This window comes from Deinococcus aerophilus (assembly GCF_014647075.1).
In the GTDB taxonomy this organism is placed as follows: Bacteria; Deinococcota; Deinococci; order Deinococcales; family Deinococcaceae; genus Deinococcus; species Deinococcus aerophilus.
Map to the genome: position 1 here is coordinate 50,842 of NZ_BMOM01000020.1, position 14,360 is coordinate 65,201.

The following is a 14,360-nucleotide window of genomic DNA, read 5'->3' on the forward strand; positions in this document are numbered from 1 at the left end:
GCCTTCTTTCTGGCTTTGCGGGGTGGACCCCTCAGTTCAGCGGAGCAATCTCGTTGTACGGAACCGCGTCACCGGGATCGGCGCTGGGATCGTATGGGTCCTGCGCCGACCCGGAATCGGCGGGTGGAGCGTTGTACAGGTCTTCGGGCGGCGCGTCGATGGTGGGATCCGGCAGCGGATCAACGGGCGGCACGTCCTCCATCTGGTCCTCAGGCGGAAGCGGCTCGGGCTCGGCGGGAAAATCTTGCACCTCTGGAACAGGGTCCGGCAGGGGCTCTTCCGGGGGCGAGGGGTCGGGCTCCGGCGCACTCTGCTGCACGGCGGGCTGCTCCACCGGACGGCTGCGGCGGAAGAATCCTCCGTTGCCATTGCCACTGCCGTCGCGGGCGGTGGGTTCGTCGTCGGCCTGCGCCACGCGGAAGGCCATCTCCACCTGCCGCACCACGCGGTAGGTGATGCCCTCAGGTTCCTGGAAGCTCCGGACCGGCTGGCCCGTCAGCGCGCCGGACACGGCCTGCTGCCACACCGGCGTGGGAATCTCGCCGCTGTAGGCCCAGCCCGGCAGCGGTCCGCCCTCCTGCCGGCCTACCCACACGGCCCCGGCCACGGTGGGGGTCACGCCCGCGAACCACAGGTCCTTGACGTCGTTGGTGGTGCCGGTCTTGCCGCCCACCGGCCAGCCGGGAATCTGCGCGCGGGTCGCCAGTCCGCCCTGGTAACTCGTCAGGTCGTTGACCACGCCGCGGATCATGTCCAGGCCCAGCCACGCGGTCTGCGCGTCCCAGACCCGCTTGCCTACCGGGGCGGGGCGTTCGTACAGCACCTGCCCGCGCGCGTCCTCCACACGGCGGACCAGACTGGGCACGTAATACAGCCCACCGTTGGCGAAGGGAGCGTACGCGGCGGCCATCTGCAGCGGGCTGGCCTCCAGCGTGCCGATGCTCAGCGACAGCCCGGCCTCGGGCGGCGGGGTCAGGCCGAGTTGCCGCAGCTTGTCCTCGAAGGTGGGCACCCCCAGTTCCTGCGCAATGCGCACGGTGGGCAGGTTCAGGCTGTGGTCCAGCGCGTAGCGCATGGTGACGTAGCGCCCGGTCCAGCGCCCGTCGTAGTTTTGCGGTTGGTAGGAGGTCCCCACCAGCGGCGAGTCCAGCACCGTGTCGCTCTGCTTCCAGCCCTGCTGCAGGGCCAGGGTGTACAGCAGCGGCTTGATGGAACTGCCCACCTGCCGCCGGGCCTGCAGCGCGTTGTCCCAGTCGCTGGGCCGCCCGCCGGTGAGCTTCTGCCCCACCAGGGCCAGCACCTCGCCGTTCTGCGGACTGACCAGCGCGATGCCCAGGGTGGCGCCGTCGGGCAGGCTGGCGTTTAAGCTGGCGCGTTCGGCGGCCTGCTGCGCCGCAACGCTCATGCCGGTCATGATCTTGCCCCCGCCGTACAGCGCCTTGCGGCCAATCCGGGGCAGCAGTTCCTTTTCCACCGCCTGCAGGTAGTACTGCGAGGCGTAGCGGCCCGTGCCCTGCGCGGCCTCTGCCACATTCATGTTGTCCTGCAGACGGCCCGGATTTTCCAGCACGGCGCTGCGCAGCGTGCCGTCGGCGTTCCAGCCGATGCGCCAGCCGGCCGGGTAGATGGGCGTTTTCCACGCGGCGTCCGCCTCGGCCTGCGTGACGCGCCCGTCTTCCACCATGCGCGAGAGCAGGTCCCTCATCAGCGGGCGGAAGGCGGCAAACTGCTTGTAGCGGCGGTTGGGCGCGGGAATGATCGTTGCCAGGTACACGCTCTCGGCCAGGTTCAGGTCCGAGGCAGGCTTGCCGAAGTACGCCCGCGCCGCCGTGCCCGCCCCCACGATGTCGTCGCGGCCCCCGTCGCCCCAGTAGATGATGTTGAGGTAGGCACTCAGGATGCGGTCCTTGTCGTAGTTGCGGTCCAGCTGATACGCGAGCAGCGCTTCCTTGAACTTGCGCTCGGCCGTGCGCGCGCTCTGGAGGTCGGCGAGCAGCGTGTTCTTCACCACCTGCTGGGTGATGCTCGACCCACCTTCCAGATCGTTTTGCAGCAGCCCCTTGAGCAGCCCCCGCGTGATGCCGATGTAATCCACGCCGTGATGCTCGTAGAAGCGGCGGTCCTCGCTGGTGATCACCGCCTTTTGCAGCCACGGGCTGATCTGGCCGAGCTTGAGCAGGTTGCGGTTGGTGCCGCCCGCGCTGCTCAGGCTGGGGGTCAGCGTGCCGATCAGCGTGTTCTGACGGTCGTACACGCGGGTCTGGCCGCTGAATTCCAGCACGTCCAGATCGGTCACGCTGGGCAGGTCGCGCCCCCAGATCCACCACAGGGCCGCCACACCCGCCACCGCCAGCAGCAGCAGCGTCAGCAGCCCCAGGCTCACTCCCCGCAAGAACCTCATCCCCGCCACTCTACCCGGCGCGGGCCGGAGCCGCCCAAACAGGGGTCACGGTCTGGACCGGGAGACAGGGGGCTCATCGCGCCGCAGTCTGCTCTGACTCGCCGCCCGGGGCGTCCGCCATAAGCATGAGCCGGGCGCTAGCATGACCGGCGAACGATCATGACGCCGCACACCACCCCTCCTTCCCCGTCTGCCGACCTCTCCCGCCTGTTCCGGCCAGTGGTGAGGGCCGCCGGACAGGCCATCACCGAGTACCAGATGATCGAGGACGGCGACCGCGTGATGGTCTGCCTGAGCGGCGGCAAGGACAGCTACACACTGCTGGATGTGCTGCTGCACCTGCAAAAGCGGGCGCCGGTGCGCTTTGATCTCGTGGCGGTCAACCTGGACCAGGGCCAGCCGGGGTTCCCCAAACACGTGCTGCCCGACTATCTGGGGGCTCTGGGCGTGGAGCACAGCATTCTGGAGCGCGACACCCACAGCGTGGTCCAGGCCAAGACCCGGCCCGGCCAGACCACCTGCGCGCTGTGCAGCCGCCTGCGCCGGGGCCACCTGTACGCGCACGCCCGGCGGCTGGGAGCCACGAAGATCGCGCTGGGCCACCACCGTGAGGACCTGCTGGAAACGCTGTTCATGAACATGTTCTTCGGCGCCCGGCTCAAGGCCATGGCCCCGCGCCTGACCAGCGACGACGGCAGCAACGTGGTGATTCGTCCGCTGGCCTACGTCGCCGAGGCAGACATCGTGCGTTACGCCAACGCCCGCGCCTTTCCGATCATTCCGTGCACACTGTGCGGCGCTCAGCCCAACCTCCAGCGCGAGGTGGTGGGCCGCATGCTCGCCGACTGGGAGCGTGAGCATCCAGGCCGCCTGAACAACATCCTGCGCTCGCTGGGCCGCGTGACCCCCAGTCACCTGCTGGACCGCGACCTCTTCGACTTCGCCGGGACCGGGGCGGGCGGAGACACGGCCTTTGATAGAGAGGACTTCGCGGAGCGGGAATTTCTGGTGGAGCTAGAAGGCCTGCCGGTGCTGGACTAGCGCGGCAATCCTCACGCCTTCTACTGCCCCTCCAGCACCTCGGCCGCCGCCCGTTCCCCACTCTCGACCGCGCCGTCCATGTAGTTCATCCACACCCGGGCGGTTTCGGCGCCCGCCCAGTGAATCCGGCCCACCGGGGCGCGCAACGCCTCGCCGTGGCCGGTCCACACGCCGGGGCCGAACAGCGCGCCGTAACAGCCGCCGCTGAAGGGTTCGGCGGTCCAGTCGCGCTGCACGGTCTCGGTGGGGGTCAGGGCCTCATCCCCGAACAGGCGGGCCAGGCTGTGCAGGGCGGCCTCCCGGCGCTCGGCCTCGCCCATGTCCATCAGGCCGCGGGCCTCACTTCCCTCGATAAAGCCCAGCAGCACGCCCGGCGACCCCTGCGGCGGGCTGTTGTCAAAGGTCACCGTGACCGGCCCGGTATCGCTGATCGCCATGCCGCTCAGTCCCTGCCCACGCCAGAAGGGCCGCTCATAGACGGCCATGAACTTGATCACCGTGCCCATCGGCAGCCTCTGCTGCAACTGTGCGCGGCGGGCGGGCAGCGGGGGGGCGAAGGGCAGCCCGGAGAGCAGCGTGGGCGGCACAGCGATGATGACGCGCCCGGCACGGTGCGCTCCGGCCGGGGTGTGCAGCGTGACGCCCTCCTTGTCCTGCTCGACGCGGGCCACCGGGGAGTCCAGTCTCACGTCCTCCAGGTCGTCGGCCAGCCGCTGCGCGATTCCGCCCGCGCCGCCCAGCACCCGGTCCTGCAGGGCGTGGCCGCGCGTCAGGGTGTGGCCGTTGATGCCGCCGCCGTGCGCCGTATAGGCCAGGGCGTGCAGCAGGCTCAGCTCGGCGGGGTCGGCGCTGAAGACTGCCCCGGCGTACAGCCGCATCAGCGCACGGACCTGCGGCGTGCAGGCGTTCTTGCCGATCCAGGTGTCGAAGGTCTGCGCGTCCAGCTCGGCAGCGTCCGGGGCGGTCCAGGGAGCCTCCAGCGGAATGGTCCGCGCCAGCGCCTCGAATCTGTGGGACAGCAGCGCGTAGTCGGCCAGCACCAGCGGCGGCAGCGGAGGAATCAGGCCCCGGTAGCGCAGCAGCCTGCCGCCAATCAGCGCCAGATTCTGCCCCTCATCATGGGTCGGGTACACCTCCAGCCCCAACTCCCGGATCAGGGCCATCACATGCGGCTGGTTGGGCCCGACCCACTGCCCGCCCATGTCCACGCTCAGGCCGGTAGCGGGCAAGCGCAGCGTGTGCGTGCGCCCGCCGACCCGCTCCCGGGCTTCCAGCACCCGCACCCGCCGCCCCGCCCCACTCAGCCGCCGCGCCGCCGTCAACCCCGCCAGTCCCGCTCCCACCACGATGACGTCCGGGTTCACGCTGTCTGGAATCATGAATCAGGGTAGCAAGTGCGGGCCGCAAGACAGGGAAACACGTATGGGGGGAGGCCGTGCGCGGAGCCCGCTGCCTCCCCCTGCCCATCGGCCGGCCTCCACCTGTCTACCCTTTCCCCCGGCCCTGCCTCCACCCTCCCCTATGCTCCCCCCATGAGCGCGTCGCGAATTCCAAGCGGGTCAGGGAAGCTCACCTGACAGCCGCCGCGCTGCCCGTGAAGCCTCCCCCGCCCACGCTGCGGGGGCTTTTTTGTTTCACTCCCCGGAGGCCCCACCCATGACCCAGACCCAGGACTTCACCCCCGGAACCATGGACGCGATGGACGTGCTGCGGCTGGCCCTCACCGGCAAGGTGTACGGCGCGGCCATCGAGACGCCCATCAGCGAGGCGCCCGGCCTCAGCGAACGGACCGGCAACCGCGTGCTGCTCAAGCGCGAGGATCAGCAGCCCATCTTTTCTTTCAAGCTGCGCGGGGCGTACAACAAGATGGCCCAGCTCACGGCGGTGGAGCGAGAACGCGGCGTGATCTGCGCCTCGGCGGGCAACCACGCGCAGGGGGTGGCCTTTGCGGCGCAGAAATTGGGGCTGCGGGCGGTGATCGTGATGCCCGCGACGACCCCCGAGATCAAGGTGCAGGCGTGCCGGGCACGCGGGGCCGAGGTGGTGCTGTACGGCGACAGTTTCAGCGACGCGGAATCCCACGCCTACGGACTGCAAAAGGAGCGGGGGCTGACCTTCGTGCATCCCTACGACGATCCGCTGGTGCTCGCCGGCCAGGCCACGGTGGCGCTGGAACTGCTGCGGCAGGTGGCAACGGAGGGCGGGTACACCGTGTTCGTGCCGGTGGGCGGCGGCGGATTGATCGCGGGCGTGGCGAGCGTGATCAAGGCGCTGCGCCCCGACGTGCGGGTGGTGGGCGTGGAACCCGACGACAGCGACGCGATGTACCAGAGCCTGCAGGCGGGTGCGCGGGTGCGGCTGGACTCGGTGGGCATCTTTGTGGACGGGGTGGCCGTCAAGCAGGTGGGGGCCTACACCTTCGACCTGACGCGGCGCTACGTGGACGACTGGGTGCGGGTGGACACCGACGGAGTGTGTGCGGCCATCAAGGACGTGTTCGACGACACGCGGGCCGTGATGGAGCCGGCCGGGGCGCTGGCGGTGGCCGGCCTCAAGAAGTACGCCGCCGAGCATGGGCTGCGGGACGAGACCCTGGTGGCCCTGACCTGCGGCGCCAACGTCAACTTTGACCGTCTGCGCCACGTTTCCGAGCGCGCCGAGATCGGCGAGCAGCGCGAGGCCATCCTCGCGGTCACCATTCCCGAGCGGCCCGGCGCCTTTCGCGAGTTCATCGAGGTGGTCGGTGCCCGCACCATCACCGAGTTCAACTACCGCTACGCGCCGCGCGCCGAGGCGCAGATCTTCGTGGGCGTGCAGCTCTCGCAGGCCTCGCAGCGCGGAGAACTGATGGACACCCTGATCTCGCGCGGCTACTCGGTCACTGACCTGACCGGCGACGAGCTGGCCAAGGTCCACGTGCGCCACATGGTGGGGGGCCGCGCGCCCGAGGCCGAGGGCGAGCGGGTCTACTCGTTTACCTTTCCCGAGCGGCCCGGCGCCCTGCTGGAATTCCTGACCCACCTGCATGGGCGCTGGAACATCAGCCTGTTTCACTACCGCAACCACGGCAGCTCGCACGGGCGGGTGCTGGCCGGCATTCAGGTGCCCGAGGGGGACGGAGCCGACTTCGCCGCCTTTCTGCGCGGCCTGGGCTACCCGGCGAGCGAGATGACCCACAACCCGGCGTACCGGCTGTTCCTAACGTGAATCTCGGCAAGCCACAGCCGTAAGGCCGGCAGGATCACAGAGAAACGCCGGCCCTTTGGAACAGGAAGGACAGCACAGCAAAACGGACGCCCGGAGCATTGCCCGGCATCCGTCTTTGGCGGGGGCTTAGCGGTAGCGCAGCGCTTCCATCACTTCTTCCACCAGTTCCACGGTGTCGCCGCGCCCGGCGGAGGTCGCCACATGGGCCTCCAGGTGACCGCGCAGCACCACCCCACCCGCGCCGCTGAGCGCTCCCTGCACCGCCTTGATCTGCCGCAGCACATCCACGCAGTACGCCTCGGGATCGTCCAGCATGCGCACGATGCTGTCCAGATGCCCGCGCGCGATGCTCAGGCGGCGGCTGGCCCGCCGGCGGGCGTCCTCGGGCATGCACAGCTTGCCCTGGGGGGTGCAGTGGGGCGCGGGCGCTTCGCTCAACCGGCAACCCGGGCCGCGTAGCCTTCCTCGGCCACGGCCGTGATCATGGCCCCGGCGTCGGCGTCGCCGTGAACGGTAGCCTTGCCCTCCGTGAGGTCCACCTGCACCTCGTGAACCCCCGTGACATTCCTCAGGGCCTGCTCCACGGCCTTCACGCAGTGCCCGCAGGTCATGCCCTCGACTTTCAGTTCGGTGATCATGGTATTGGTCATGGGAGAAGTATAGACCCCCGGGGGGAGGGCTTCAAGATTCCGGCATGTCGAAGAAATTGAGAAGCCAGACAAACTCTTCATGACCACTTCATTTTCGGAGGTATGGGACGGGGATTTGGATGTAGGTGCCTCCTCCACCTTCAGCATCCCCCCAGGGGGGATAGGGCTCAGACACGGCGACGAAAACCCTCACCCTGGGTGCCGGTGGGCTGCCCTGTGCCGCCTGCGGGAGCCGGATAGAACGCGGGCTGAAGCGGGTCGAAGACGTACAGGAGGCCGCCTGAGCCCTGCATTCTGGCGGCCGCTACAGCAGGCGGCACTCCACGGCCTTCAGCACGGCGCGGGTGCGGTCGCGGACGCCCATCTTGGACAGGATGTTGGATACGTAGCCCTTGATGGTGCCCTCGGTGGTGGTGATCAGCCCGGCGATCTCCCGGTTGCTGAATCCGCCTGCCATCAGGCGCAGAACCTCCTGTTCACGGCCCGTCAGGGTAATGGAGTCCGCCAGGTCCTCCTCGCGCCCGGGCCGCCACTCGTCCAGGCCGCGCTGAAGCTGATCGGTCAGGGTCGGCTGAAGCCAGCGCCCCCCGCCCGCAACGGTGCGGATGGCCTGCAGCAGCACGGGCAAGGAGACGTCCTTGAGCAGGTAGCCCCGGGCGCCCAGCCCCACCGCCGAGAGCAGCAGTTCCTCGTCGTCGAAGGTGGTCAGGATCAGGGTGGGCACCGGCGCGTGGCCCTGGGTGCGCGCCTGCTCGCCCAGCGCCCGCAGCACGCCCAGGCCGTCCAGCCGGGGCATGCGGTAATCCAGCAGCAGCACGTCTGGCCGGGCCTCCGGCACAGTCGTCAGGGCCTGCTCGCCGTTCTCGGCCTCCGCGACCACGGTCATGTCTCCGGCCAGGGCGAGCATGCTGCACAGGCCCTGACGCACCAGGGTCTGGTCCTCAACGATGCAGATCCGGATCATGGAGCGCCTCCTGTGGCGTGAGGGACGGTGGCGTGGGGAGAGGAGCCGGGCAGCGGCAGGCGGGCGAACAGTTCCAGCGGCTCGCCGGGCCGCACCCGCACCTCCAGGCTTCCCCCGACGCTTTCCAGACGTTCGCGCATGCCGGTCAGGCCACAGCCGGGGGTGAAGTGCCGCGCAACGTGGCCGTCATCGCGGGCATGCAGGGTCAGCTGCCTTGCCCCGCTGCTGTCCGGGCCACCGCCGAATGTCAGCCACACCTGCCGCGCTCCGGCGTGGCGCAGGGCGTTGGTCAGGATTTCCTGCACGGTTCGCAGCAGCACCTGTGACTGCACGGGACACGGCACGCTGAAGCCGGACGGAAAGGTCAGATGCACCGGCACAGACACGGTCTGACTCAGCGCCTCGATCTCGGCGCGGACGTCGCAGGTGGCTGTTTCCCGCATGCCGCGCACGGCGGCCCGCACGTCGCCCAGCAGCATGCGGGCCAGCTCGGCAGCCTGCTCTACCGGCGGTCGGGCCGCCCCCGGCAGATCCCGGTGCAGGGCGACCTGCAGGTTCATGCCCAGCGCGGTCAGGTGGTGGCCCATCAGGTCGTGCAGCTCACGGGAGATCTGCAGGCGCTCGGCCTGCCGGCTGGCCTGGCCCAGCAGGGCGCGGGTGGCGCGCAGTTCCGCCACCACCGCGGCCAGCTGCTGCCGGGCCTGGATCTCGCGCACGGCGGTCTGCCCGGTGGTCACGGCGAACAGCTGAAAACACAGGTAGCCGGTGCCGTACGACCAAGCGTCCGAGACACTCCAGTAGCTCAGAAACACGCTCAGCAGCGCTACGGTCTGTGCGCCCACCCACACCAGTGCCCAGCGAACGGGCACGAGAATGCCCACCTGCGCAGCGGTCAGCAGCAGCAGGCCGGCCAGCACGCTGTTGCCGTCCAGCAACTGGTTGGCCTGCAGCGCCAGCACCGATTCCAGCGCCACCAGTTGCAGCGCCCGCCGCCGCCACCTGGGCCGGTCCTGCACCACGGTCACCGTCAGAAACGCGGCCAGGAATCCCAGCATGGCCGCGCCCCACGGCAGCAGTTCCTCGGGGGTCAGGCCCTCACGGCTGGGGGGAGCCAGTAGTGAGTTGGCGGCCAGGGCAGTCCACAGCAGAATTCCGGTCCAGCCCATGCCACGCCGGAGTTCGGTCAAAGAGGGATCGGAGGTTCCCAGAGACGGCGCACCGGGAAACAGCGGCCCGCGCCGATGTGCTGGGGAACCGGGGGAAGACGCCGGCGGAGGAAGCAAAACCGTCATGGGTGGCCTCGGCAGAGGGAAGTGGACAGGCGGCGCGGCTGAAGACGGGAAAGCGGAAGAACGCTGGGTTGCGGTGGTGGACTCCCTGACTGTAAGCGCCGCGTTTCCCCGTGGAGGCCTGTCTGCACCCGGTTCAAGTCGAGCGGCGGGGCAGCGAGGCAGGCCGCATGCCGGACAGCTTCTGAGCAGATGCGGTCCTCCCGGACCCACAGCAGGGCCGGGTCACCTTCTCCATGCCCGGCTTCGCTGCTGTTTGGGGGCCAACCAACCACCTGCCCCGCTATGCCTCATTCCAGACACAGAACGGCGTCAGCGGCCAGAAGGGATGCCGGGTCGGCCTAGCGGTGCCACTTGGCCCAGCCGAAATCGCGGACCACCACGTAGTACGCCGTGGCGGCGGCGTTGCAGGCGGGGCGGCTCCAGAAGCTCTTGGCGCTGCACAGGCCCTGCATGTTGTTCAGGAAGGCCAGATCGGTTCTGGATTTGTTGTAGGGCCAGTACGCAATGGCAGTCAGCTTGGGCAGGTTGCGGTAGCCGAAGTCATGCACATTGCACGCGCTCCGGAAAAAGTCGCTGTAGCCCAGGCCCAGGCCCTTGGGAGCGCTGCAGCCGTCGTAGTTCCAGTCCAGGCCGCTGTAATCGGGCGATCGCCGCTCGGCGGCGTAGTGGCTGATGCTGCCCCACGCCACTCCCTGGGCGTAACCCGCCTTGCCGGTGGCCTGGGCGCTCAGACCCGGCTGCCCCGCCTGCAGGGCCAGCGCCTCGACATTCAGCCCCGGGTTGGGCAGTCCGTAGGCTTCCTGCAGGGCCTGCAACATCAGCGGCTCTTGGGCATAGGTTTGCAGGATGGCCTGGCTCTCGGCGTCCTGCAGTTCGGGGCGCTGGGCGAACCCCGCAATCTGCTCGGCGACCGAGGGGACGGTGCCCTGCGTCCCAGCAGCCTGCGGCGTGGGCGGGGTGCCTCCATTGCCGGGGGCTCCGCAGGAAGTCAGGGCCAGTGCGCCCAGCAGCAGAAATCCGAGTCCGTGGGTCCTGGTGGGAAGGGTCATGGTGAAACCTCCTGGCCGCCTCCGGGGAGGCCGGCGTCCTTTCCGGGCGGGCGCGAAAAGGTCTGTGGGCGAAGTCGGGCAGCCTCCTGCCGTCCGGGAAGCGCCGCTGGGACGCGTCCGGGAAGGGCGGGAAAGAACCGGGCTGTGGACCTGTCCCCAGCTTAGGGAGGACCGCTCCGGCTGCCCACTGCCAGAAGACAGTGCCCACATGGACCGGCCTTGAGCGTGATCTCATGCGGGCCTCAAAAAGGCTGAGCCGCGCCGGATGGTGGTTCCGGACCAGCGCGGCGAACGGTCCAGCATAGACTCTGGGGATGATCTGTCTCCCCTGTTCAGGACTGGACGTCCGTTTTGCTTTCGCCTATACTTCGGCGGGGTTGTTATGTTACTAGCAGAAATTATCAGTGTGGGCACGGAGCTGCTGTTCGGCGAGATCGTCGACAGCAACGCCGCCTTTCTGGCCCGCGAGCTGGGAGGGCGGGGCGTCACGCTGCACCGCAAAACCGTGCTGGGCGACAACCTGGGACGCGTCACCGAGGCCGTACAGCTGGCCCTGTCGCGCGCCGATCTGGTGATCCTGGGCGGTGGCCTGGGCCCCACCGACGACGACCTGACCCGCGAGGCGATTGCCGCCGCGCTGGAAGAGGAACCCGCCGAGGACCCGGCGCTGCTTGCGTGGCTTGAAGGGCTGTATACCTCGCGCGGCCGGGAGATGCCACAGGTGAACCGCAAGCAGGCGTGGCTGATTCCCAGCGCCGAGGCCCTGCCCAATCCGGTGGGTACCGCGCCGGGATGGTTCGTGAGGACGAACGGCAAATACGTCGTCGCCCTGCCCGGCCCCCCGCGCGAGATGACACGCATGTGGCGCGAGCAGGTGCTGCCCCGGCTGCCGCTGCCGACCCGGGCGCTGGTCTCCACGACCGTCCACACCCAGGGCATCGGCGAGAGCAATGTGGCCGAGTTGCTGACTCCGTGGACCGGGCAGGCCAATCCCAGCGTCGCCACCTACGCCCGCAAGACCGGCGTGGATGTGCGCGTGGCGGCCAGCGCCGACACCGAAGCGGCGGCGCGCGCGCTGCTCGCTCCGGTGCTGGAACAGGTCCGCGCGCGGCTCTCGCGCTGGACCTGGGGTGAGGATGCCCAGACCCTGGCCGGTGCCCTGGGCGCGGCGCTGCGGGGCCGGACCCTGGGCGTGATCGAGGCGGGCAGTGCGGGCAACCTGTGCGGACTCCTGGCCGACGAACCCGCCTTTCTGGACGCCGCCGTCACGGTGGACCACGCCCGGTTGATCACGCTGGGCCTGACCCCCGTGACCCTGCGCGACGCCGGACTGGTCAGCGAGGCCGCCGCGCTGGAACTGGCTGCCGGAGCGCGCGAACACCTGGGAGCCGAGATCGGGCTGGCCGTGGTGGTGGGCGTGGCGGGCGAGCAGGCCGGACAGGCCTACGCGGCCATCGATGCCGGCGAGTGGCAAAAGGCGGTCGGCATCAACTGGCCGGGCGACGCCGATCAGGTGCGTGAACGCGCCGCGGTCACCGCGCTGGCCCTGGCCTACCGCACGCTCCGGCCCGGCGGGGTGCTGGCATGAAGATCAAACGGCACAGCAAACAGAAGGTGGCTTCCGGGCAGCCGGAACAGCGGCCCCGGCCCGTTCCTGAGGACACCTCCGGCCTGCCGGCCATTCCGGCGCTCGCTCCGGCCGCCGCACCGAAAGCGCCGGAGGGCCGCAGGCCCCGGGAGCGCACCCCCCGGCAGGGCGACCCGGCCCCGAGACAACGGGATCAGGAAGCGTCCCGGGACCGCCGCGCTCCAGCGGGCGGCCGCAATCCCGGACGGGAACCGGGCCGGGGCCGCTCCCCCGCTCCCGCCGAACACGTCCCCACCACCGGACGGGTGTTCTATGCGCTCAAGGTGCCCACCAGCGTCTCGGGGCGGCTCGTGGAGGCGCAGCGGCAGCTCAAGGGCAACTGGCGGACCGTCAAGGGCGATCAGATGCACGTCACGCTGTGTTACCTGCCGGCCGTGCCGCTGGCGCGGGTCCCCGAACTCAAGGCGCTGGGCGTGCGGCTGATGTCGGGGCTGGAGCCCATGAACGTGCGCGTGCGCGGCACCGGTTACTTTCCCAACGAGGGCAGTCCGCGCGTGTGGTTCGTGAAGGTCGAGGCCGAGGGCCTGAACGAACTCGCCGCCGCCCTGCGGGCCGGAGTTCAGGAACTGGGCCTGGAAACCGAGGAGCAGCCCTTCAAGGCCCACATCACCCTGGCCCGCAAGAAGGGTCCGGCGCCGCGCGTGCCGCCCATGACCTTTGAGCTGGGCTGGACGGCGAACGGCGGCACCCTGCAACGTTCTCACCTGCAAAAAACTGGTCCCATCTACGAAACCCTCAGCGCCTTCCGTTTCCGCAGCGACGCGGGCCAGCCCGCTCCCCCGGGCGGGGCCTCCCACGACACCGCTTCCACCTCTACCTCTCCTCCTTCTTCCACCGACCCCCACCCGCTCGCCATCTCTCCCGATCCGGATCCACAGGAGCCATCATGAGCAAGGACAACCCGAAAGAAATCACCGCCGCCCCCAGCGACAACAAGGAGCGCCAGAAGGCCATCGACACGGCCATGAGCCAGATCGAGAAGGCTTTTGGCAAGGGCAGCATCATGAAGCTGGGCGCCGAGAGCAAGCTCGACGTGCAGGTCGTGTCCACCGGCAGCCTGAGCCTGGACCTCGCGCTGGGCGTGGGCGGCATTCCGCGCGGGCGCGTGACCGAGATCTACGGCCCCGAGTCGGGCGGCAAGACCACCCTGGCCCTGAGCATCATCGCGCAGGCCCAGAAGGCGGGCGGCACCTGCGCGTTTATCGACGCCGAGCACGCGCTGGACCCGGTGTACGCCCGAGCGCTGGGCTGCAACACCGACGAACTGCTGGTCTCGCAGCCCGACAACGGTGAGCAGGCGCTGGAAATCATGGAGCTGCTGGTGCGCAGCGGCGCCATTGACGTGGTGGTCGTGGACAGCGTGGCTGCACTGACCCCCCGCGCCGAGATCGAGGGCGAGATGGGCGACAGCCTGCCGGGGTTGCAGGCCCGCTTGATGTCGCAGGCCCTGCGCAAGCTGACCGCCATCCTGTCCAAGACCGGCACCGCCGCCATCTTCATCAACCAGGTGCGCGAGAAGATCGGCGTGATGTACGGCAATCCCGAGACCACCACCGGCGGGCGGGCGCTGAAATTCTATTCCAGCGTGCGCCTGGACGTCCGCAAGATCGGTCAGCCCATCAAGGTCGGCAACGACGCGGTGGCGAACACCGTGAAGGTCAAGACCGTCAAGAACAAGGTCGCCGCGCCCTTCAAGGAAGTCGAGCTGGCCCTGGTGTACGGCAAGGGCTTTGACCAGCTCAGCGACCTCGTGACGCTGGCCGCCGACATGGACATCATCAAGAAGGCCGGCAGCTTCTACAGCTACGGCGATGAGCGCATCGGCCAGGGCAAGGAAAAGGCCATCGCCTACATCGCCGAGCGCCCCGAGATGGAGCAGGAGATCCGCAACCGCGTGCTCGCGAGCATCAAGAGCGGCGGCGCCTCCGAACTCGCCGCGGCGCCGGCCCCGGCCCCCATCACGGCCCTCGCGGAATAAACCTTCTGCCGGTTCCTTACTCCCCATTCCCCTGCCGTTCAGCGGCGGGGGCTGACGGCCTGACACAAAGTATGAGAAAGCGTCCCCGGTAGGGGACACTTTCTGTTTGTGACAACCGAAAATGCCACCG

At 69.2% G+C, this 14,360-nt stretch carries 12 protein-coding genes; 5 read left to right on the forward strand and 7 right to left on the reverse strand.

The window, feature by feature from the left end; genetic code table 11:
- Positions 1 to 31: 31 nt before the first annotated feature.
- The gene (locus tag IEY21_RS12055) at positions 32 to 2,401 is read right to left on the reverse strand and encodes a transglycosylase domain-containing protein (protein ID WP_188904596.1); all 2,370 of its coding nucleotides are present in this window, start codon (positions 2,399 to 2,401) and stop codon (positions 32 to 34) included.
- A 159-nt stretch (positions 2,402 to 2,560) separates the two neighbouring features.
- Between IEY21_RS12055 and ttcA the strand changes: the two genes are divergently transcribed.
- Entirely contained in the window at positions 2,561 to 3,442 is an 882-nt protein-coding gene (gene ttcA, locus IEY21_RS12060) for a tRNA 2-thiocytidine(32) synthetase TtcA (protein ID WP_188904597.1), read from the forward strand.
- A gap of 20 nt (positions 3,443 to 3,462) precedes the next feature.
- On the opposite strand, the gene IEY21_RS12065 is transcribed toward ttcA, so the two are convergent.
- Positions 3,463 to 4,821 (reverse strand): flavin monoamine oxidase family protein, encoded by a 1,359-nt coding sequence (locus IEY21_RS12065; RefSeq protein ID WP_188904598.1) that lies wholly within the window; start codon positions 4,819 to 4,821, stop codon positions 3,463 to 3,465.
- A gap of 277 nt (positions 4,822 to 5,098) precedes the next feature.
- Between IEY21_RS12065 and ilvA the strand changes: the two genes are divergently transcribed.
- Positions 5,099 to 6,649: a threonine ammonia-lyase, biosynthetic gene (gene ilvA / locus IEY21_RS12070; RefSeq protein WP_188904599.1), complete on the forward strand. Its 1,551-nt coding sequence runs from the start codon at positions 5,099 to 5,101 to the stop codon at positions 6,647 to 6,649.
- A 126-nt stretch (positions 6,650 to 6,775) separates the two neighbouring features.
- Here the strand turns inward: ilvA and IEY21_RS12075 are convergent, their stop codons facing one another.
- The 5 genes from IEY21_RS12075 to IEY21_RS12095 form a co-directional block, all read right to left on the reverse strand.
- Positions 6,776 to 7,039, reverse strand: coding sequence for a metal-sensitive transcriptional regulator (locus IEY21_RS12075; RefSeq protein WP_188904609.1), 264 nt, complete (start codon positions 7,037 to 7,039; stop codon positions 6,776 to 6,778).
- Between the two features lie 44 nt (positions 7,040 to 7,083).
- Complete coding sequence (locus IEY21_RS12080; protein ID WP_308424838.1) at positions 7,084 to 7,299, reverse strand: CopZ family metallochaperone; 216 nt, start codon at positions 7,297 to 7,299, stop codon at positions 7,084 to 7,086.
- A 304-nt stretch (positions 7,300 to 7,603) separates the two neighbouring features.
- A complete protein-coding gene (locus IEY21_RS12085) occupies positions 7,604 to 8,263 on the reverse strand; it encodes a response regulator (RefSeq protein WP_188904600.1) in 660 nt (219 codons plus the stop codon).
- Positions 8,260 to 9,450 (reverse strand): sensor histidine kinase, encoded by a 1,191-nt coding sequence (locus tag IEY21_RS12090; RefSeq protein ID WP_188904601.1) that lies wholly within the window; start codon positions 9,448 to 9,450, stop codon positions 8,260 to 8,262. The genes IEY21_RS12085 and IEY21_RS12090 overlap by 4 nt, the downstream gene beginning before the upstream one ends.
- A gap of 443 nt (positions 9,451 to 9,893) precedes the next feature.
- Entirely contained in the window at positions 9,894 to 10,604 is a 711-nt protein-coding gene (locus IEY21_RS12095) for a phospholipase A2 (protein ID WP_188904602.1), read from the reverse strand.
- Positions 10,605 to 10,986: 382 nt separating this feature from the next.
- Between IEY21_RS12095 and IEY21_RS12100 the strand changes: the two genes are divergently transcribed.
- The 3 genes from IEY21_RS12100 to recA are packed head-to-tail and all read left to right on the forward strand — an operon-like array spanning position 10,987 to position 14,230.
- Positions 10,987 to 12,192, forward strand: a complete 1,206-nt coding sequence (locus tag IEY21_RS12100) for a CinA family nicotinamide mononucleotide deamidase-related protein (RefSeq protein WP_188904603.1) — start codon at positions 10,987 to 10,989, stop codon at positions 12,190 to 12,192.
- On the forward strand, positions 12,189 to 13,142 hold the full coding sequence (thpR, locus tag IEY21_RS12105; RefSeq protein ID WP_188904604.1) for an RNA 2',3'-cyclic phosphodiesterase: 954 nt from the start codon (positions 12,189 to 12,191) through the stop codon (positions 13,140 to 13,142). The genes IEY21_RS12100 and thpR overlap by 4 nt, the downstream gene beginning before the upstream one ends.
- Positions 13,139 to 14,230, forward strand: a complete 1,092-nt coding sequence (recA, locus tag IEY21_RS12110) for a recombinase RecA (RefSeq protein WP_188904605.1) — start codon at positions 13,139 to 13,141, stop codon at positions 14,228 to 14,230. The genes thpR and recA overlap by 4 nt, the downstream gene beginning before the upstream one ends.
- Positions 14,231 to 14,360: the final 130 nt, after the last annotated feature.

Excerpts from the sequence above, each read along its gene's own strand:
- ilvA (WP_188904599.1), top strand. The coding sequence starts at position 5,099 with ATGACCCAGACCCAGGACTTCACCCCCGGAACCATGGACGCGATGGAC.
- IEY21_RS12085 (WP_188904600.1), bottom strand. The coding sequence starts at position 8,263 with ATGATCCGGATCTGCATCGTTGAGGACCAGACCCTGGTGCGTCAGGGC.
- IEY21_RS12095 (WP_188904602.1), bottom strand. The coding sequence starts at position 10,604 with ATGACCCTTCCCACCAGGACCCACGGACTCGGATTTCTGCTGCTGGGC.
- IEY21_RS12075 (WP_188904609.1), bottom strand. The coding sequence starts at position 7,039 with ATGCCCGAGGACGCCCGCCGGCGGGCCAGCCGCCGCCTGAGCATCGCG.
- IEY21_RS12080 (WP_308424838.1), bottom strand. The coding sequence starts at position 7,299 with ATGACCAATACCATGATCACCGAACTGAAAGTCGAGGGCATGACCTGC.
- IEY21_RS12065 (WP_188904598.1), bottom strand. The coding sequence starts at position 4,821 with ATGATTCCAGACAGCGTGAACCCGGACGTCATCGTGGTGGGAGCGGGA.
- recA (WP_188904605.1), top strand. The coding sequence starts at position 13,139 with ATGAGCAAGGACAACCCGAAAGAAATCACCGCCGCCCCCAGCGACAAC.
- IEY21_RS12055 (WP_188904596.1), bottom strand. The coding sequence starts at position 2,401 with ATGAGGTTCTTGCGGGGAGTGAGCCTGGGGCTGCTGACGCTGCTGCTG.
- thpR (WP_188904604.1), top strand. The coding sequence starts at position 12,189 with ATGAAGATCAAACGGCACAGCAAACAGAAGGTGGCTTCCGGGCAGCCG.
- IEY21_RS12100 (WP_188904603.1), top strand. The coding sequence starts at position 10,987 with ATGTTACTAGCAGAAATTATCAGTGTGGGCACGGAGCTGCTGTTCGGC.
- ttcA (WP_188904597.1), top strand. The coding sequence starts at position 2,561 with ATGACGCCGCACACCACCCCTCCTTCCCCGTCTGCCGACCTCTCCCGC.